The organism is Lysobacter sp. BMK333-48F3 (assembly GCF_019733395.1).
Taxonomy (GTDB): Bacteria; Pseudomonadota; Gammaproteobacteria; order Xanthomonadales; family Xanthomonadaceae; genus Lysobacter.
Genome location: NZ_JAIHOO010000001.1, coordinates 647,620 through 666,717, shown reverse-complemented (window position 1 = coordinate 666,717; position 19,098 = coordinate 647,620). Strand labels below are relative to the sequence as shown.

The 19,098-nt window shown below is 71.2% G+C and carries 17 protein-coding genes and 1 tRNA gene; 9 read left to right on the top strand and 9 right to left on the bottom strand.

Annotated features, from left to right (window positions below):
- The first annotated feature begins 13 nt into the window (after positions 1–13).
- The 5 genes from K4L06_RS02680 to K4L06_RS02660 all read left to right on the top strand — a co-directional run bounded on the left by K4L06_RS02680 (position 14) and on the right by K4L06_RS02660 (position 3,376).
- A complete protein-coding gene (locus tag K4L06_RS02680) occupies positions 14–817 on the top strand; it encodes an SPOR domain-containing protein (protein WP_221669925.1) in 804 nt (267 codons plus the stop codon).
- A 138-nt stretch (positions 818–955) separates the two neighbouring features.
- Positions 956–1,031 (top strand) — tRNA-Thr (locus K4L06_RS02675).
- 494 nt (positions 1,032–1,525) lie between these two features.
- Positions 1,526–2,449: an arginase gene (gene rocF, locus K4L06_RS02670; protein ID WP_221669924.1), complete on the top strand. Its 924-nt coding sequence runs from the start codon at positions 1,526–1,528 to the stop codon at positions 2,447–2,449.
- A 236-nt stretch (positions 2,450–2,685) separates the two neighbouring features.
- Positions 2,686–2,835, top strand: coding sequence for an entericidin A/B family lipoprotein (locus tag K4L06_RS02665; protein WP_221669923.1), 150 nt, complete (start codon positions 2,686–2,688; stop codon positions 2,833–2,835).
- Positions 2,836–3,175: 340 nt separating this feature from the next.
- Positions 3,176–3,376 (top strand): CsbD family protein, encoded by a 201-nt coding sequence (locus tag K4L06_RS02660; protein ID WP_221669922.1) that lies wholly within the window; start codon positions 3,176–3,178, stop codon positions 3,374–3,376.
- Between the two features lie 115 nt (positions 3,377–3,491).
- Here the strand turns inward: K4L06_RS02660 and K4L06_RS02655 are convergent, their stop codons facing one another.
- Positions 3,492–4,313 carry a hypothetical protein gene (locus K4L06_RS02655; protein WP_221669921.1) on the bottom strand — a complete coding sequence of 274 codons (822 nt, stop codon included), beginning with the start codon at positions 4,311–4,313 and terminating at the stop codon, positions 3,492–3,494.
- 184 nt (positions 4,314–4,497) lie between these two features.
- Here K4L06_RS02655 and K4L06_RS02650 point away from each other — a divergent pair, with 184 nt between their 5' ends.
- The 4 genes from K4L06_RS02650 (at position 4,498) to K4L06_RS02635 (ending at position 8,449) form a co-directional block, all read left to right on the top strand.
- On the top strand, positions 4,498–5,829 hold the full coding sequence (locus tag K4L06_RS02650) for a tryptophan--tRNA ligase (protein WP_221669920.1): 1,332 nt from the start codon (positions 4,498–4,500) through the stop codon (positions 5,827–5,829).
- Positions 5,826–6,149 carry a hypothetical protein gene (locus K4L06_RS02645; protein ID WP_343225718.1) on the top strand — a complete coding sequence of 108 codons (324 nt, stop codon included), beginning with the start codon at positions 5,826–5,828 and terminating at the stop codon, positions 6,147–6,149. The genes K4L06_RS02650 and K4L06_RS02645 overlap by 4 nt, the downstream gene beginning before the upstream one ends.
- Before the next feature lie 98 nt (positions 6,150–6,247).
- Positions 6,248–7,186, top strand: a complete 939-nt coding sequence (locus tag K4L06_RS02640) for an MBL fold metallo-hydrolase (protein WP_221669919.1) — start codon at positions 6,248–6,250, stop codon at positions 7,184–7,186.
- A gap of 150 nt (positions 7,187–7,336) precedes the next feature.
- Positions 7,337–8,449: a sensor domain-containing diguanylate cyclase gene (locus tag K4L06_RS02635; RefSeq protein ID WP_221669918.1), complete on the top strand. Its 1,113-nt coding sequence runs from the start codon at positions 7,337–7,339 to the stop codon at positions 8,447–8,449.
- Between the two features lie 31 nt (positions 8,450–8,480).
- Here K4L06_RS02635 and K4L06_RS02630 read toward each other — a convergent pair whose 3' ends face one another.
- The 8 genes from K4L06_RS02630 to K4L06_RS02595 form a co-directional block, all read right to left on the bottom strand.
- On the bottom strand, positions 8,481–8,867 hold the full coding sequence (locus K4L06_RS02630; protein WP_221669917.1) for a VOC family protein: 387 nt from the start codon (positions 8,865–8,867) through the stop codon (positions 8,481–8,483).
- Positions 8,868–8,946: 79 nt separating this feature from the next.
- Complete coding sequence (locus K4L06_RS02625) at positions 8,947–9,873, bottom strand: HEAT repeat domain-containing protein (protein ID WP_221669916.1); 927 nt, start codon at positions 9,871–9,873, stop codon at positions 8,947–8,949.
- A gap of 34 nt (positions 9,874–9,907) precedes the next feature.
- The gene (locus K4L06_RS02620) at positions 9,908–10,717 is read right to left on the bottom strand and encodes a M23 family metallopeptidase (RefSeq protein ID WP_221669915.1); all 810 of its coding nucleotides are present in this window, start codon (positions 10,715–10,717) and stop codon (positions 9,908–9,910) included.
- 319 nt (positions 10,718–11,036) lie between these two features.
- Positions 11,037–12,401, bottom strand: a complete 1,365-nt coding sequence (locus tag K4L06_RS02615; protein WP_221669914.1) for a dihydrolipoamide acetyltransferase family protein — start codon at positions 12,399–12,401, stop codon at positions 11,037–11,039.
- Positions 12,402–12,468: 67 nt separating this feature from the next.
- Complete coding sequence (locus tag K4L06_RS02610) at positions 12,469–12,834, bottom strand: SH3 domain-containing protein (RefSeq protein ID WP_221669913.1); 366 nt, start codon at positions 12,832–12,834, stop codon at positions 12,469–12,471.
- 1 nt (position 12,835) lies between these two features.
- On the bottom strand, positions 12,836–13,867 hold the full coding sequence (locus tag K4L06_RS02605) for an alpha-ketoacid dehydrogenase subunit beta (RefSeq protein ID WP_221669912.1): 1,032 nt from the start codon (positions 13,865–13,867) through the stop codon (positions 12,836–12,838).
- Positions 13,864–14,937, bottom strand: a complete 1,074-nt coding sequence (gene pdhA / locus K4L06_RS02600; RefSeq protein ID WP_221669911.1) for a pyruvate dehydrogenase (acetyl-transferring) E1 component subunit alpha — start codon at positions 14,935–14,937, stop codon at positions 13,864–13,866. The genes K4L06_RS02605 and pdhA overlap by 4 nt, the downstream gene beginning before the upstream one ends.
- A 465-nt stretch (positions 14,938–15,402) precedes the next feature.
- Positions 15,403–18,963, bottom strand: coding sequence for a Calx-beta domain-containing protein (locus K4L06_RS02595; RefSeq protein ID WP_221669910.1), 3,561 nt, complete (start codon positions 18,961–18,963; stop codon positions 15,403–15,405).
- Positions 18,964–19,098 lie beyond the last annotated feature (135 nt).

Genomic DNA, 19,098 nt, shown 5'->3' with positions numbered 1-19,098 from the left:
CTAGAATCCGCGCATGCTCGTTCGTGCTCTCATCGTTCTGTTGATCGCGCTCAACATCGGCGTCGCCGCCTGGTGGATCGCGCGTCCTGCCCCGACCGCAACGGCCGAGGCCGCGCTGCCGCTGGGCGTGGCCCGTTTGCGCTTGGTCGACGAACGCGCCGATACGGGCGCGGCGTCACCCGCACCGACGCCGGCGCAAGCCGCTGCGGCCACGCCGATCGATAGCGGCGTCGCCGCGCCGACCGCGCCGCGCGACCCTGCGGCAGCGCCGCCCGTGGCGGAACCGGCTGCCGCGCCGGCCGCGGCCGCGAGCGAAGCCGCCAAGCCGGTCGAGGCCGCGCTGGCGGCGCAGGCCCCGGCGCAGTGCTACAGCCTGGGCCCATTCGCCGACGCCGCGGCCGCCGACGCCGCGCGGACCAAACTGCAGCCGCTGGCGCAGAAGCTGGTCACGCGCAGCCAGGGCGCCGCGACGGCGGCGCGCGGCTGGCGCGTATACCTGCCGCCGGCAGCCAGCCGCGACGCCGCGCAGGCGACCGCGCAGCGCATCCGCGCCGCCGGCTTCGACGATCTGTTCGTGATGGGCGAGGGCGCCGACGCCAACGGCATCGCCCTCGGCCGCTTCCGCAACGAAGACTCGGCGCGCAAACGCGCCGCCTCGCTGAGCCAGGCCGGCTTCCCGGCGCAGGTGCAGGCGCTGGGCGAAACCTCGGCGGCGACCTGGATCGACGTCGCCGCGACCGCCGCCGACGGCGACGCGCTGCGCCGCGCCGCCGGCGCGCAGCGCTGGCGCAGTCTGTCCTGTTCGGCGATGGGCTGAGCGGCACAGGCCGCATTCGCCGGCGGCGTACGGACCGGCGCTCCGGCCTCGCGCCGCGGCGACGCGATAGGCAGTAGAATGGCGCCGCCTCGGACCGCCGCTCGCGCGTCCGTCGCCGTTCCGGCCTCGTCACAACCTGCCGCTTTAGCTCAGTTGGTAGAGCACTCGCCTTGTAAGCGAGCGGTCGTCCGTTCGATTCGGACAAGCGGCACCACGTGACCCCGAGAACAAACCAACCGCCCGGCCAACCATCCGAAGGCCGCGAACCAGCCGGTGCTTTTTCGACAGTCCCTACATCTACCCTCGATTCTCAAGCGCGACGACCGCTTCCGCGCAACCGCCCGGTCACGTGACCCCGAGAACAAAACAACCGCCCGGCCGATCATCCGAAGGCCGCGATCGCTCCCGGCGCTTTTCACTTCGTGCGATTCGATAGACGCGGTATGCAAGCGCAGCGCCACACCCGCGGCCCGCCAGACCACTACGCACCCGCATCGTCGTAGACCATCCGCACATCGCCTAGCCGTATCCACACCCGCCGCTCACCCCAGCCCAGCCCAACCCCACCCCTGCGCTAGAATGCCCGCATCGTCGGCGGCCGCAGCGCAACGCGCGGCCCTGTTGCGGCGATCGCGCGATGCCGCGGGCATCGTCTGCGTTCACCTTCGATAGGCGGCGCCCTCGCTGCGCGCCGCCTGAGGAATCAGCATGAGTCGTACCTACCCCCCGGTCTCGCTTATCGGCGCGCCCACCGACGTCGGCGCCGGCCATCGCGGCGCGCGGCTCGGGCCCGAAGCCCTGCGCATCGCCGGCCTGGGCGAGGCCTTGAGCGCGCGCGGCGTCGACGTGGTCGATCGCGGCAATCTCGACGGTCCGCGCAATCCATGGCAGAAGCCGGTCGAGGGCTATCGCCACCTGCCCGAAGTGGTGGCCTGGAACCGCCTGGTGATGGACGCGGTCGGCGCCGAGCTGAAGGGCGGGCGCATGCCGATCCTGCTCGGCGGCGACCACTGCCTGGGCCTGGGCTCGATCACCGCGGTGGCGCGCCATTGCCGCGATACCGGCAAGCAACTGCGCGTGCTGTGGCTGGACGCGCACGCCGATTTCAACACCAGTCAGGTCACGCCCTCGGGCAACATCCACGGCATGCCGGTGTCGTGCCTGTGCGGCCTGGGCCCGGAACCGCTGACCCATCTGGGCGGATCGGCGCCGGCGATGCGCGCCGACGAGATCCGCCAGATCGGCATCCGTTCGGTCGATCCGGGCGAGAAGCAGCTGATCCAGCAGCACGGCCTGGACGTGTACGACATGCGCTACATCGACGAGATCGGCATGCGCCGGGTGATGGAGGAAGCGCTGGAAGGCGTGGACGAGAACACCCATCTGCACGTCAGCTTCGACGTCGACTTCCTCGACCCGAGCATCGCTCCGGGCGTGGGCACCACGGTGCCGGGCGGGCCGAACTATCGCGAAGCGCAGCTGGTGATGGAGATGATCGCCGACAGCGGCCGGCTGGCCTCGCTGGACATCGTCGAACTCAATCCGATCCTGGACAAGCGCAACCGCACCGCCAAGCTCGCGGTCGACCTGGTCGAGAGCCTGTTCGGCAAGTCGACCCTGATGCGCGACTGAGGACGGCGACCACAGCCGCGGCGATGAATCGCGGCTGACGGCGGCCCGGGTACGGTCTGCGGCAAGGCCTTGATCGGCGGTGACGGCGGTCCGGATTGCACGCCGGCTTCACATTCGCTCGCGTTTCATGATCTTCAGGACGCGACGAGTGCGCGACCGGCACCGGCCACCGACGAACCTCGCGGCAGACGCCGTATTCGCATCGGCCGTTCCCATCAGACCGTCAAGGAGATCCCATGAAGCGTTTGACTGCCCTGTTGCTGCTGGCCCTGTTCTCGATCGGCACCCTGTCCGCGTGCAACACCATCGCCGGCGCCGGCAAGGACGTGCAGAAGGCCGGCGAGAAGGTCGAAGAGACCGCCGAGAAGGCGGGCGACGGCAAATAAGCCGCCGACAGCGTCACACGAAAAGGCCGGAGCGATCCGGCCTTTTTTTGTCGTGCGCGAGCGCCCATGCGCAGCTTCGTCGTCCACCGGTCGTCGCGCGCGGCGCGGACTCACCCCCGCTCTCCTGCTGAATGCGAACCGGCGCACGAATGCCGGCTGAAGCGTTCAAGCGGTTCACCGACATCAAGCGCCGGCTAACGCAATCGTGATCGTTCGCGAACGGATGCGCCGCGACACTGTCTTCGCGATATCGGCAAGCCCGATGCGCGCCGCAGCGCGGTCGCACCGCGCCGAGATCCAGCTGCTAAGCAGATCCATCCCCCAACGAAGGAGTGGAACGATGAACAAAGACATCATTGCCGGCAAGTGGACCCAGCTCAAGGGCAAGGCCCAGGCCAAGTGGGGCGACCTCACCGACGACGTATTCGACATCGCCGAAGGCAACTCCGAATACCTGGCCGGCAAGCTGCAGGAACGCTACGGTTGGGAGCGCGAGCGCGCCGAGAAGGAAGTGCGCGACTTCGGCAAGACCTTGAACTGACCGCGCTGTGGCGCCGCGACGGCATCGCCGATGCCGTTCGCTACGACGAGGAACGAAGGGCCGGCTCCGTCCGGCCCTTCGCTTTTGCCGTCGCCGGCTCCCATCGGCGAGGGCCTCACCAACCGCGCGGCGGCGGGTCGGCGACGAAGCCGTTGGGGAAGGCGCGCGGCTGCGGTTCGCGGTAGGGCGCGCGGTAGCGCGGCACCACGCCGCGCGCGACCAGGCTGCGGTAGTCGTCGTAGCGCAACTCGAACACCTGCGCCGGCGAGCGGCTGGCGCGCACGAACTCGGTCTGCCCGACCGGCGACCATTCGCGTGCGCCATGGCCGGTGCCGATCGATTGCGCGGCGGTGTCGGCGGCCGCCTCGCTGGCCGCCGACGGCGCGGCGTTGCCGGCGGCGCGGCGCTCGGCCTTGGCCGCCTGGTCGCGCGCGTACGGCGGATAGGGCGCCGGCGCCGGATAGGGATAGCGCGGCTCGCGGTAGACCGGGCGCGACTCCTCGAACACGGCCACGCCGATCACGCCGACGTTGTCGGGGCGGCCGGTGCGCGCGGCGTAGCTGTCGGGCAGGTCGGTGAACACGAACTGGGCGACGTCGTCGAGCGACTTGCGCCAGCCGTTGATCTCGGTCGATTGCCAGGGGTCGAGCACGTAGCCGGCCTGGGAGGGATGCGCGGTCTGGCCGCTGACGGCGTTGACGCCGTCGACCGACAGCACCACCAGCACGCGTTCGCCGGTGGTGTTGGTCAGCCGCACCGAATAGCGGTGGCCGGGCGTGCCGGCGATCCATTGCTGGCCGCGGTGCGGCCAGGCCGGCAGCCAGTCGCCGTTGTCGCGGTCGACCACCGCGACGTCGACCAGCGGGCGGGCGTGCAGCGGGGAGCAGGCGCTGGCGGTGAGGACGGCTGCGGCGAGCAGGACGAGCGAGCGGAACATGGCGGCGTCTCCAGGGTGGTCGTGAGGTGAAACGCGGCAGCGGCGACAACGGGGTTGCGCTGCCGGCGCCGGCCTGGGCGCGGTCAGCCGCCGCTCAGCCGGTCCGGCGCAGGCGGCCGGCGCGCGCCGCCCGGGCCCGGCCCAGGCGGTACACTGGCCGGCCACGTTCCACCCCGCGCTGCCCATGACCCAGACCCGCGTCCTCACCGGCATCACCACCTCCGGCACCCCGCACCTCGGCAACTACGTCGGCGCGATCCGCCCGGCCGTCGCCGCCAGCCTCACTCCCGGGGTGGAGAGCTACTACTTCCTCGCCGACCTGCATGCGCTGATCAAGGTGCAGGAGCCGGCGCGGGTGCAGCGCTCGACCCTGGAGATCGCCGCCGCCTGGCTGGCCTGCGGCCTGGACCCGGCCAAGGTGTGGTTCTACCGGCAGAGCGAAATCGTCGAGATTCCGGAACTGGCCTGGTTCCTGACCTGCGTCGCCGGCAAGGGCATCCTCAACCGCGCCCATGCCTACAAGGCCGCGGTGGACAAGAACAACGCCGAGGGCGTCGACGAGGACGCCGGCATCACCGCCGGCTTGTTCATGTACCCGGTGCTGATGTCGGCCGACATCCTGGTGTTCAACGCCCACAAGGTGCCGGTCGGCCGCGACCAGATCCAGCACATCGAGATGGCGCGCGATTTCGCCCAGCGCTTCAACCATCTGTACGGCGAGCATTTCGTCCTGCCCGAGGCGCAGATCGAGGAAGCGGTAGCGACCTTGCCGGGCCTGGACGGGCGCAAGATGAGCAAGAGCTACGACAACACCATTCCGCTGTTCGCGCCGCGCGAGCAGCTGAAGAAGCTGATCTATTCGATCGTCACCGATTCGCGCGCGCCGGGCGAGCCGAAGCAGACCGAGGGCTCGGCGCTGTTCCAGATCTACCAGGCCTTCGCCAGCGAAGCCGAGACCGCGGCGATGCGCCAGGCCTTCGCCGACGGCATCGCCTGGGGCGAGGCCAAGCAGGCGCTGTTCGAGCGCATCGACGCCGAGATCGCGCCGCTGCGCGAGAAGTACGAAGCGCTGATGGCGCAGCCGGAGAAGATCGAGGCGATCCTGATCGACGGCGCCAAGCGGGTGCGCGAGCGCTATGCCTTGGCCTCGATGAGGCGGCTGCGCGAGGCGGTGGGTCTGCGCGATCTGTCGCAGGTCGCCGGCCCGTCCGCGGCCGCGGCGGATACGCGCCGCGCGTTGCCGCTGTTCAAGCAGTACCGCGAGGCCGACGGCCGTTTCTATTTCAAGCTCGCCGACGGCGAACGGGTGCTGGTGCAGAGCCGCGGCTTCGCCTCGCCGAAGGACGCCGGGCAGCTGATCGCCGCGGTCAAGAGCGGCCGGCAGGATCTGGATGCGCTGCTGGCCGCGGCCGAGCCGTTGGATGCGGCGCAGCGCGAGGAAGCGGCCGCCGCGTTGGCGGCGATCGTGGACGCCGAAGCGCAGGCCGAAGCGGCCAAGGCCGGCGCCGCCCCGTGAGCCGTTTCGTCGAGCTCAATCTGGCGCTGATCCTGTTCCTGCCCTGGTTCGCGATCCTGGGCGCGCTGTTCTGGCTGTATCCGCGCCGGCCGCGCACGCCGGCGCGGCAATTGTTCGATGCGGTGGCGCTGATGGTCTCGGTGTGCGCCTTCGTGCTCGCGGTGCATTGGGCGCATGCCCACGCCGGCGCCAACTACGGCGCGATGTGGCCGCAGATCCTGGCGACCTCGCTCGGCTACGGCGTGTTCCTGGCGGTGCTGACCCTGGCCTGGGCCTTGCGCCGGCACTGGCTGCGCCGCACTTATCCGCGCGGCGACTGAGCCGGGGCGAGCGCAACGCCGTTTTTTCGACGCGGGCCGCATCGCCGCGATCGGCAGCGCGGCATAGACTGGGGCCTTCGTTCCCGACGGCCCCCGCCATGAACGCAGCCTGCGCCGACTACGGCATCGACACCGTCGATACCGGCTTCTTCCGTCCGGCCTTCGACGCCGCCTACCTGATCGTCGAGCGCGGCCGCGCCGCCTTCGTCGACTGCGGCACCCAGCATTCGGTGCCGAGGCTGCTGCAGGCGCTGAGCGCGCGCGGACTGAGCCCGGCCGAGGTCGATTGGCTGATCCTGACCCACGTCCATCTCGATCACGCCGGCGGCGCCGGCGCGCTGATGCGGCAGCTGCCCAACGCGCGCCTGCTGGTGCATCCGCGCGGCGCGCCGCACATGATCGACCCGGCGCGCCTGGTCGCGGGCGCCACCGCGGTGTACGGCGCGGAGGAAATGGCGCGCAGCTACGGCGAGATCGTGCCGGTGCCGGCCGAGCGCGTGGTCAGCGCCGGCGACGGCCATGTGGCCGAACTCGCCGGGCGGCCGCTGCTGTGCGTCGACACGCCCGGCCACGCCCGCCATCACCTGTGCCTGTGGGACGAGCGCAGCCGCAGCTGGTTCACCGGCGACACCTTCGGCCTGTCCTACCGCGAGTTCGACAGCGCGCGCGGGCCGTACGCGCTGCCGACCAGCACCCCGGTGCAGTTCGAGCCCGAGCCGTTGAAGGCTTCGATCCGGACGCTGCTGGCGCGCGATCCCGCGGCCATGCGCCTGACCCATTACGGCGCGGTCGGCGACGTGCAGCGGTTGGGCGCCGAGCTGATCGAGCAGATCGACGCGATGGTGGCGATCGCCCTGGCCGCGCAGGCCGCCGGCGGCGACCGCCACGCGCGCCTGGTCGCGCAACTGGGCGACTATTACGCTGCGCGCGTGCGCGCTCACGGCTGCGGCCTGGACGAGTCGCAGGTGCGCGCGATCCTGGCGATGGACATCGAACTCAACGCGCAGGGCTTGCAGGTCTGGCTCGACCGCGGTTGAGCGGCGGCGCGGCCGGGGCGTCGGCCCGAATCGCAGCCGCGCCTGAGCCGGACTGGCGACCCGGTCGCAATCCGGCGGACGGATTCGTCACGGGGCATGAATCGGTGCGGATTTAGGCTGGTCGCAACGAAAGCCCGGTCCGGCCCACCGATGCCCATCGTGCCGCTGCGCCCCAGCCCGTTTCCGCTGTTGCCCGAGCCGCACGACGAGGCGGCCCGGCAAACGACGCTGGAAGGCTACGAACTGCTCGACAGCGTGCCGGAGGCGGCCTACGACGATCTGGTCCGGCTGGCGGCGACGCTGTGCGACGCGCCGGCGGCGGCGATCGCCTTGGTCGACAACGGCCGGATCTGGTACAAGGCGCGCCACGGCTTCGGCGAGACCGAGCGGGTGCGCTCGCAGAGCATCTGCAGCCAGTTGATCGCCGACGCCGAGGCCGACCGTTTGCTGGTGATCGCCGATACCGCCGAAGACCCGCGCTTCGCCGGACTCGGCCTGCGGCTCGACGGGCGGCCGCTGCGCTTCTACGCCGGCGCGCCGCTGATGAGCCCCGACGGCTACGCGTTGGGCACGCTGTGCGTGCTCGATCATCGGCCGCACGACTTGCGCGCGGCCCAGCGCGACGGCGTGGCGGTGATCGCGCGCCAGGTCCAGCACCTGTTCGAATTGCGCCGCTATGCGATCGAGCAGCGCCGCCTGCTGTCCGAGCGCGAGGCCTTCGCCCGGGAACTGGAATCGGCCCAGGCCGATCTGCAGCGGCGCCACGAACTGCTCGAGCACAGCGCCCGCCACGACGCGCTGACCGGCCTGCTCAACCGCTCGGCCTTGAGCCAGCTGCTCGGCAGCGAGGACGCGATGGAGTCCTTGCGCCGCGCCGCGTATACCTTGTTGCTGGTCGACGTCGACCATTTCAAGCAGGTCAACGACCGCTACGGGCACCTGCTCGGCGACCGCGCCCTGCGCGCGGTCGCCGATGCGATCGCCGCCTCGATCCGCGACGGCGACGTGGCGGTGCGTTTCGGCGGCGAAGAGTTCCTGGTGGTGCTGCCGGGCACCCATCTGGCGACCGCGACCGAAGTCGGCGAACGCATCCGCCAGCGGTTGGCGCGCGCTTCGCTGCCGTTCGCGCTGACGGTGTCGATCGGCGTCGCCGGCGGCGATCCCTCGCGCGAGCGTCCCGAACAGGTGTTCGACCGCGCCGACCGCGCGCTGTACCTGGCCAAGGCGCAAGGCCGCGACCGGCTGGCGGTGGACGAGGGTTGAGCGCGCGATTCGCGCGCCCGGGCCGGACGGCTCAATCCCAGAGGGTGGGCGCGGGACCGCGCTCGGGATGCTTCATGCGCACGACGCAGAACCGGTGCCCGGTCGGCGCCTGCATCACCCACCAGCGCTTGACGAAGCCGATGCGGGTGGCGCCGAGCGCTTCCAGGCGCGCGGCCTCGGCGTCGATGTCGTCGCTTTCGATGTCCAGGTGCACGCGCGAGGGATGCTCGACCATCTGCACTTCGATGTTGAGTCCGGCCGGGCCTTCGGCCAGCGGGGCGTACTGCGCGCCATCGTCGTCGTAGGCTTCGTCGACCCGGGCCAGGCCCAGCGCCCGGCTCCAGAATTCGGCGGCCTGGTCGATCTCGCCGGTTTGGCAGTCGATGATGAATCCGGCCAGTCGGCTGCGATGGGCCATGACGCTGCTCCGCTGCGGTAGGGGAGGGCCAGAGTGCCGCGCCGGCGGCGGCGCGGGAAGTGCCGGGCTTGCGCTGCGCTCAGTGCCGCATCGCGTTCGCGTCGTGCCTGGCCTCGGCAGCGGCGATCTCGGCATCGGCCTGGCGGTACAAGGCGTACTCCTCCCGCCCCAGGGCGAAGCGCTGCAGCGCGAACCAGGCGCTGCGCCGCAGCGGCGCTTGCGCGTTCGCGTCGCTGGCCAAGTCGAGCAAGGCGTCGCGCAGACGCGGCGAACGCGCGCCGGAGGCCTCGATGCCGGTTACCGCGGCGGCGCGCACTTCCGGCGCGGGGTCGAGCAGGGCGCGCTCCAGCACGGCGGCGCCGTCGTCGCGCCGGTTCCAGCGCGCGGATTGCTCTACCGCGCTGGCGCGCACCGACGGATCGGCGTGGCGGGTCAGGGCGACGGCACGTTCGAGCAAGGGCGCGGCGTCTTCGTCGGCGATCACCGCCGGCTCCAGGCCGGCGAGCAACTCGGCCAGCAGGGCCGGGTCGGTTTCGCGCCGCAAGCCGTCGGCGACGACCGCGCGCGCTTGTTCGCGGTCGAGCGGAAACGCTCGCAGCAGGGCATAGCCTTGACCGCGCACGGCCGGGTCGGCGTTGCCGGCCAACTGGCGGCCGAACTCCAGCACCTCGTCGTTGGCCACGCCCTGCAACACCGAGAGCAGTGCGCCGCGGCGGTCGAGTTCGGTGGCGAAGGCGTACTCGCGCAGCAGTTCGCGCAAGTGGGCCGGGTCCTGCGCGGCGCGGCGGATGGCGCGATCGAGGTCCTGGCTGCCGCGCGCCGCGGCAGACGCCGTCGCGAACGACGACGCCTGGGCGGCGTGAGCGGAGCGCGGCGTTGCGGCCGCCGCCGGCGTTGCGGCGACGGTAGCGGCTGCAGGAGCGTCGTCGCGCGGCAGCAGGCGGCCTATGCAGACGCCTGCCGCCAAGGCGGCGAGCAGGGCGAATCCGAACCCGCGTGGACTCATGGACGCTCCGTTCGCTGCGACGGGCCCGGCGCGATCAGCAATCCGGCGCGACCCGGCCGTCGGAGCCGGTGTAAGTGTAGGCGTCGGGAATATAGCGGTTGCTGCCGCTGGCGCCGACGTTGTTCCACAGGTTGCTGGTGCCGTAGGTGCCGGTCACCGACTCGCCGGTCTTCTGGCAGCGGATGGTGACGGCGGCGCCGTTGGCCAGCGAACCGACGATGCTGTAGCCGGTGCCCGGGCCCGAGCGCACGTTCAACGGCGAACCGCTGGTGCGCACGGTGCCGGCGTGGCCGCCGCCGCCGCTGCAGGCGTTGCGGCTCTTGTAGGCGACTTCGTACTGGTCGTACACGATCGTCGAACCGTTCCAGACGATCTTCTGGTCGTCGCCGTTGAGCCGCTGCTCGTAGTGCAGATGCGCCGAGATGCTGTTGCCGGGACGGGTGGTCTTGCCGAGCGTGCCGATCTTCTGGCCCTGCTCGACGCTGGCGCCGTTGGCGACCGAGATGCTGTTGAGGTGGGCGTAGTAGGTCTGCCAGCCGCCGCCGTGGTCGATCACCACCAGCTTGCCGTAGCCGGTGCCCTGGTGCGGGTTGTAGGTGTGGGCGACGCCCTTGGCCGAGGCGACCACGGTCGAGCCCAGGTCGGCGTCGCTGAGCGGACGCGGCTTGTGGTTGAGGTCGACCGCATAGCGCAGGCCATGGCCGGGATAGGTGTCGCCGTACCAGGTCTGGCCGCAGGGGAAGGGCATCTGGAACGCCGGGCGGGCGGCGTGGGCGGCGGGCAGGGCCAGGCCGAACAGGGCCAGCGACAGCCCGGTCAGGATCGGACGCAGGGAACGGATCATCGGAAAACCTCTCGAGGGACGATGAGGTGGACAGGCGGAACCGGCGCGGGACGCAGCCGGCAGCGGGATTGCGCGCCGACGCTAGCGCGATTCCGAATCCGTTATTTGAGGGAATTTTTTATTCCTGGACGCCGCGAACGCGTCGAGCGTGATCGGGATCGCGGTCGCAGCCGCGCTGGAGACGCCATTGCGGCGAGGGCCGCGGGGCAGGCCGCGGCCGCGCAGAAACGCCGACGCCGCCCGAAAGCGGCGTCGGCGGGAGCCGGCGCGCAGCGCGCCGGCCGGCCGCGACGCGCCGTGGCGCGCCGCAGCGGCGGGCTCAGTTCGGCCGCGCCAGGTCGTCGATCATCGCCTTGAGGAAGCGCGCGGCTTCGCCGCCGGTGCAGGCGCGGTGGTCGAAGGTCAGCGACAACGGGATGACCTTGTGCGACTCGAAGCCGCCCATCACCGGGGTCATCTGGTGGCGGCCCTTGCCGGCGGCGACGATGGCCACGGTCGGCGGCACCACCACCGGGGTCGCGTAGCGGCCGGCGAACATGCCGAAGTTGGACAGCGAGATGGTGTAGCCGGTCAGTTCCGAGGCCGGGATGCTGCGGTCTTCGACCTGCTGGCGCAGGCGGTTGATCGCCGCGCGCACGCCGTTGGCGTCGAGCACGTCGGCATTGCGCAGCGCCGGCACGAACAGGCCGTCGTCGGTGTCCACGGCGATGCCGATGTCGACCTGCGGGTGCAGGGTGCGGGTGAGCTTGTCGCCGTCGAACCAGGCGTTGAGCGCCGGCACCGCCTTGCACGCGGTCACGATCGCCCGCACCAGGCGGCCGGTGATGTCGTTGCCCGGCGCCCAGGCATGGATGTCGGCGTCGTCGGCCAGGGTGGTCGGCACGACCTTGCTGTGCGCATCGGCCATGACCCGGGCCATGTTGCGGCGCACGCCCTTGAGCTGTTCGGGCTGGCCGGTCGCGGCCACGCCCGGCGGCTGGGTCCGCATCGGCCGGCCCGATTGCGACAGGGTGCTGCGCGCGGGCGCGGCGGCCGGCGCTTCGGCGGCCGCGGCGGCGCGCGGCGCGACCGCTGCGGGCGGCGCGGAGCCGACCTTGGCCGAGCCGTCGGCGCCGGCGCGCTTGACGTCGTCCATGCTGACCGTGCCGTCGGCGCCGGTGGCGCGCACCCGGCTCAGATCGACGCCGAGCTTGCGCGCCAGCGCGCGCACCGCCGGCATCGCCTTGACCCCGCCGACCGCGACCGCCTGTTCGCTGCGCACCGCGTCGGAGGATTGCATCGCCCCGACCACGGTGCCGCTGTCGGCGCGTTCGGCGGCTTCGGCCTTGGCCGGCGCGGCGGCAGGTTCAGCGGCAGCGGCTTGCGCTTGCGGCGCCGGCGCATGGCCGCCGCCGTGGTGGTGGCCGGTGTCCTGGCCGTCGGCGCGCTGCGGCAGGTTCGGGTCGATCTGGAACTCGGCCAGCATGGTGCCGGTGACGATCACGTCGCCGGGGCCGCCGGCGAGCTTGAGCACCTTGCCGGACACCGGCGACGGCACTTCGACCACCGCCTTGGCGGTCTCCATCGACACCAGGGTGTCGTCGAGGCGGACGGTGTCGCCGACCTTGACCGCCCATTCGACGATGGTTGCGTCCGGCAGGCCTTCGCCGAGGTCGGGAAGCAGGAAGGTCTTGGTATCGCTCATAACTCGTTGGTCTCTTGAGTAAGTTGGCGACGCGGTCGGGCCGGCGTCGTCCTTGGCATCGGCGCGGTCAGGCGCCGTCGTCGATCGTTCCCAGGTTGCGCGCCGGCACCCAGCCCTGCGCGCCGTCCTCGCGTTGCGCCCACCACCAGCCGCCGAGCTCGTCGATCAGGCGCAGCCGCTGGCCGGCCTCGACGTCGAGCTCGCGCGCGTCGTAGTCGCGCAGCGCCTGCGCGCGGAGCGCACCGTCGACAGCGGGGTCGAGCGGGCGCAGCCAATCCAGCGGCGCCCAGCCGGCGCGGCCGTCGTCGAGCGTGGTCCACACGAACGCCGGCCACTCGCTGTCGCGTTCGCCGAGCCGCACCACCGCGCCGCGCTCGAACGCGATCGGGTCGTGGTACTGGGCGCGGTAGCCGGCGACGACGAGCGCGCGCATGTCAGCCGTGGCCGAGCGCGCGCTTGGCCGCGGCGACGATCTTGTCGACGCTGGGCAGGTACTTCATCTCCAGGCGGAACAGCGGGATGTGGGTGTCGTAGCCGGTGACGCGCTCGACCGGCGCGAGCAGGTCGTACATCGACTCCTCGGCCAGGCGCGCGGCGATCTCGGCGCCGAAGCCGGCGGTCTTGGGCGCTTCGTGCACGATCACGCAGCGGCCGGTCTTGGCCACCGATTCGGCGATGGTGGCGAAGTCCAGCGGCTTGAGCGTGGCGACGTCGATGACTTCGGCGCTGATCCCTTCGCCGGCCAGCTTGTCGGCCGCTTCCAGGGTTTCCTTGACCTGCGCGCCCCAGCTGACCAGGGTGATGTCGCTGCCGTCGCGCAGCACGTAGCACACGTCCAGCGGCAGCGCTTCGCCGTCGTCGGCGACCACTTCCTTGTACTGGCGGTAGATGCGCTTGGGCTCCATGAAGATGACCGGATCCGGGTCGCGGATCGCCGCCAGCAGCAGGCCGTAGGCGCGCGCCGGCGAGGACGGCAGCACCACGCGCAGGCCGGGCACGTTGGTGAACAAGGCCTCGTTGGCTTCGCTGTGGTGTTCCGGGGCGCGGATGCCGCCGCCCCACGGCACGCGCAGCACCATCGGGCAGCTCAGCCGGCCGCGGGTGCGGTGACGGAAGCGCGCGGCGTGGCAGATGATGTGATCGAGCATGGGATAGACGAAGCCGTCGAACTGCGCTTCGGCGACCGGCTTCATGCCCTGCGCGGCCAGGCCGACGGTGAGGCCGGCGATGGTGGTCTCGTCCAGCGGCGTGTCGAGCACGCGCTCGGGGCCGAACTGCTGCTGCAGGCCGGCGGTGGCGCGGAACACGCCGCCGTTGACGCCGACGTCCTCGCCCAGCACCAGGACGCTGTCGTCGTGGCGCATTTCGTAGGCCAGGGCCTGAGTGATGGCTTCGATCAGGGTGATCGCGGCCGGCGTGGCGAGCGGCTGCGCGGTGTCGATCTTGGCTTGGCTGGCGGCGTTCATCGGCGGCCCTCCTGGGCGAGCACTTCGGCGCGTTGCGCCTGCAGATCCGCCGGCATGTCGGCGTAGAGGTAATCGAACATGGCTTCGACCGGTTGCACCGGAGTTTCCAGGTAGGCGTTGATCTCGACGTCGACCTTGGCGCCGCATTCTTCGGCCCAGGCCTTTTCCAGTTCCTCGTTCCACACGCCCTGGGCGGTGAGGTAGGCGCGCAGGCGCGGCACCGGGTCGCGGGTCCAGGCGTCCTTGACCTCGGCTTCGTCGCGGTAGCGGCGCGCGTCGTCGGCGGTGGTGTGGTCGTGCAGGCGGTAGGTCATGAATTCGATCACGCTGCCGCCGCCGCCGTTGCGCGCCAGTTCGGCCGCGCGGCGCATGCCTTCGAGCACCGCGATCAGGTCGTTGCCGTCCACCTGCAGGCAGTGCAGGCCGCCGGCCAGGCCCTTCTGGGCCAGGGTCTTGGCGCCGGTCTGGGCCGAACGCGGCACCGAGATCGCCCAGCCGTTGTTGATCACGCACAGGATCAGCGGCAACTGGTAGGCGCCGGCCGAATTCAGCGCGGCGTAGAAGTCGGTCTTGGACGAACCGCCGTCGCCGCAGCAGGCGACCGCGAGGCTCTTTTCCTTGCGCAGCTTGAACGCCAGCGCGGCGCCGGCGGCGTGCAGGCACTGGGTCGAGATCGGCACCGACCAGGCGAAGTCGTGGCGCGGACCGGCGAAGTCGTTGCCGCGTTCGTCGCCGCCCCAGTACATCAGCACTTCGCGCGGCTGCACGCCGCGCATGAACTGCGCGCCGTATTCGCGGTAGCTCGGCGCGAACACGTCTTCGGGCCGCATCGAGGCGCCGATGCCGACGTGGGTGGCCTCGTGGCCGAGGCAGGCGGCGTAGGTGCCGAGCTTGCCGGTGCGCTGCAGGGCGATCGCCTTGCTGTCGAAGGTGCGCACGAACAGCATCTGCTTGAACAGCGGCAGCAGGACGTTGGGGTCCTTGAACGCGGCCGGAATCTCGGCGACGGGTTGGCCGTCTGCGCCGAGATATTGGAGGTATTCGATTTCGAACGTCGCGGCGACGGTCATCGGGAAAGGTCCTCACGGAAAAGGGATGAGGTCCGAATCGTTCCGGTCCCGGATCCAGTGCCGGGCGCGCTGGTCAGCTTCAGACTGGCTGGGTCCGGATTCCGCGCGTCGGGGCGGGAATTCCGGGCCGGGCTAAAGCCGCGGCGCCCGCTGGGCGGGCGCTGCGTCATGGCGCGGATGATACCCAAAGGCGCGTTAAGCGCCGTTGCGCGCTGCGGCATGCAAGTTTCGCCGGAACGCGCTAGACGCCAGATAAGGTCAGGACGGCCCGGTATGGATTCGGGCGCTGCGGCACGCGGCGAACGCGCCGACGGTCGGGTTTCGGCCGGCCGCCGTCCGCTCCGCGCGACGCGCGTCGCGGCAACAAAAAAGCGCGGCCGGAGCCGCGCTTGGGTCGCACGATGTCGATGGCGGGTCGGCGCTGCGGCGAGGAACCGGGCGCGAACGCCCGGTTCCTGCCGGCGATCACCACCAGCGGCCGGTCAACTGCACCAGGTGGAAGTCGAAATCGTTGAACGGATTCGGATCTTCCACCGCCGACGCGGCCAGGCCGGTCAGCAGCAGTCGGCGGTCGAACAGGCCCGGACGCGGCGCGACGATGGCGAAGTCGAAGCGCTGGCTCGCGCCGGCGGCCAGACGCGCGCCTTCGCAAGTGGCTTCGAAGCCGCCGCTCTGCGGCGCGACCGTGCAGTTCCAGCCCGACGGCGCGGCGATCGAGACGTTACCCGCCGGCGCGTCGCCGTACAGGGTCACGCTCGGCAGCACCGCGACGTCGCCGCCGCGATTGCGCAGGGCGACCGAGAACGCGCCGTTCTGGCCGCCGCGCAGCACGCGCGGGCCGTCGACGTCGATCGCCAGGTCGGCGCGCGCGGTCACTTCCACGTTGACCAGGGCCTGGTCGTTGCCGTCGTTCGGATCGAACGACTGCGCCTGCGCGGCGACGGCCAGCGTGGTGGTCTTGCCGATCATCGCTTCGGTCGCGTCCGCCGACAGGGCGAAGGTCGCGCCTTCGCCGTTGGCCAGGACATCGCGGTTACAGGCGACGTGGGTCGAACCGGCGCTCACCTGCGGGGTGTCGCAGTTCCAACCGGACGGAGCGGTCACGTTCAGCGCCGGCAATTCGGCGTTGATCGCGAAACCGATGCCCGGGTAGTCGGCCTGTTCCGGACCGGCGTTGTTCAGCGTCGCGCTGAACTGCACCGGGCGGCCGATCCGCACCGAAGCGGTCGAGGTCGAGGCGATCACCGCCAGGTCCGCGCGCCGGCGAGCGTCGATGTAGGCGACGACCGGGTCGTGGTCGGACAGGCGCGACGGCGAATCGGCCAGGCTGCGGTTGATCTCCGGGAAGTCGGCGTTGATCCGCGCGTGGTCGAGCGCGAGCCCGGCCGCGGCGCCGACCAGGGCCTGGTTGGCGAGCACGTGGTCGATGGTCTGGGCGCTGCCGCCGAAGGTGTAGCTGTAGCGCTGATCCGGGGTTTCCAGATCGCCGAGCTTGACCAGGTTGGGCTCGACCAGGTCGGCGCCGTCGCCCGGCACCGCGGTCTGATCGTCCGGCGTCGGCGTGCCGACCACGGTGTTGATCACGTCGGTCAGGCCGTCGTTGAACTCGAACGCGTTGAAGTCGCCGAGGGTGACGATGCGTTCGGCCGGATCGGCGACCTGGCGCTCCTGGATGAAGCGGGCCAGGAACTCGGCCTGGGCCTGGCGCTTCATGCGCACGCGGTGGCCGGCGGCGTCGTCGAGTTCGCTGTCGATCAGCGAGCGCTGGTGGACCAGGATCACCGTGACCGGGAAGCTGCGGCCGCCGTTGCCGTGCACGGTCGCCTGCAGCATCAGCGGCGGACGGTCGTTGAGCTGGCCGCTGCTGCCGTCGGGCTGGGTCCAGGTCGCGTCCTTGCCGACCTGGGTCACCGCCTGCACTTCGACCCGGGCCTGGCCGCCGAGCTCGGCGGTCTTGAGCAGGAAGCCGACGTCGATGCCGCCGATGTCGTTGCCTTCCAGCAGGTGGGCGACGTACTTCGGATCGGGCTTGCCGGCGGCGACCGCATCGGCGTTGACGCGCGCGGCGATGTCCTGCAGCGCGGTCAGGTTCTCGACTTCGATCAGGCCCAGGATGTCGGGCTGCTGCAGGTAGGAGATGCCCTGCGAGATCTTGCCCAGGCGGCGCGCGTAGGCGTCCGGGGTCAGCACCGGTTCGCCGATCGCCGGGTCGTTGACCGCGTCGAAGAAGCGCTCGACGTTGTAGGCGGCGATGGTGAATTCCCACGGCAGCGGCAGGCGCGAGGCGACCGGCTGCATGCCCTGGGCGATGGTCGACAGGGCGGCCGGATCGCGCAGGATGGTGTAGCGGCGGAAGCCGTAGTCCAGCGGGCCGGTGAGGTCGGTGATGACCGCGCCGGTCGACAGGTTGAACGGCGTGCCGCCGAGCGCGTCGCTGTCGACGGTGATCAGCTCGGGGTTGAAGTCCCAGCGCGGGATCGGCGGAATGCTGCCGCCGCCCGGCGCGGCGTCCGGCGCCTGGATGCCCGGTTCGCGGAACGGACGCGGCAGGCCGGTGACGACCACGTTGAAGATGCCGTTGCCGCTGCCGGTGGCGTTGGTTTCGTTCTTCGAGCCCTGGGTCGGCGAGACCACGGTGGCGCTGGGGATGACCACCCGCATGCCTTCGTAGCGCTCGAGCTGGTCGAGGCCGCCGTCCGGCGAGGGCAGGGCGGTGCTCAGCGCGACCGCCTGCGGCAGGGTGTTCGGGCCGATCACCACCGGCTGCGACAACAGCACGACCTGCACGCCGTTGCCCAGTTCGGTCAGCGGCAACTGGCCCGGATCGGCGGTGGGGATGTACTCGATCACCTGGCCGCTGGCGCGCACGGTGTTGCCGACCGCGGCCGCGGCCGGAACCGGGCTGCCGGTGAACACGAACACCGCTTCGGAGGTGGCCGGATCGGCGTCGATCGCGTCGTCCGGGGCCTGCAGGAAGAAGCCGTTGCTCTTGCGGCCGGTGACGATGCCGGAGGTGTAGACGCGCTGGCCGACCAGCGGCGAGGTCGGGCCGTTGCCCTGGATGGCGTGGATCGCGGTCAGCTCGACGTCGTCGGTGACGATGGTGCCGATCGCTTCGGCGTCGCCGAGGCGGGCGCCGGTGGGCGCGCTGAGGCGGACGAAGAAGGTCTCGTCGGCTTCGCTCTCGCTGTCGTCGTTGACCTGCACCGTGAGCGTGGCGCTGGTCTGGCCTTCGGCGAAAGTGACGGTGCCGGTTGCGACGTTGTAATCGCCCGCGGCGGTGGCGCTGCCGTCGGCGGTGGCGTAGCGCACGCTGACGCCGCCGGCCGGAGCCGGTTCGGACAGGGTCACGGTGAAGACGAATTCGCCGGCGTTTTCCAGCCGCAGCACATCGCCGATGCTCAGCACCGGCAGGTTGGCGCCGGCGCACGAGAACGCGGCGCTGGCGCTGTTGCGCGGCGCGGCCGGCGCGGCGGCGAAGTCGGCGCCGTTGACGTCGGTGTCGGTGCAGCCGTTGCCGGCGCGCAGCGCAGCGAGGATGGCGCTGAGCGTGGCGGTGGGCTGGCTGCCTTCGGCGCAGTTGGTGCCGCTGCCGTAGCCGACGAAGTCGACGCTGCCCAGCGGGCAGGCGCCGGCCAGCGCGTTGTTGTGGTTGACCAGGGCGACCTTGCCGGCGCCGCCGGCCATGGCCAGGGTGCCGGTCGCGTCCGGCGTCGGCAGCGCGACCGTGCCGCCGCTGCCGTCGGCCTGCTTGATCAGGTAATAGCCGCCCGGCGCGATGGTGCCGGCGAGCGGCGTGCGCGACCAGTTCGAACCGGTGCTGGAGGCGTACTGCACGCTCCAGCCGGTCAGGTCGACCGGGTCGCTGCCGTTGTTGTGCAGCTCGATGAAATCGCTCTTGAGCGTGGCGCCGGAATTGCCGCCGCCGCCGTAGACCTGACTGATGACGACTTGGGCGTGGGCCGATCCAGCCGAGGCCAAAGCCAACAACAATGCCGCCGAAAGGCGGCTGAAGCACTTATCCATGTTTCTCCCCATGTGAACGCCTGGATCCCCCCGGACAGACGGGGTGGATTGTGCCCTAATGCTCACTTCTTGGCGTTGCACCGGGATGACGCCGCTGCCGGGTTTTTTCGACGGCCGTCGCGAACCGCACCGGCC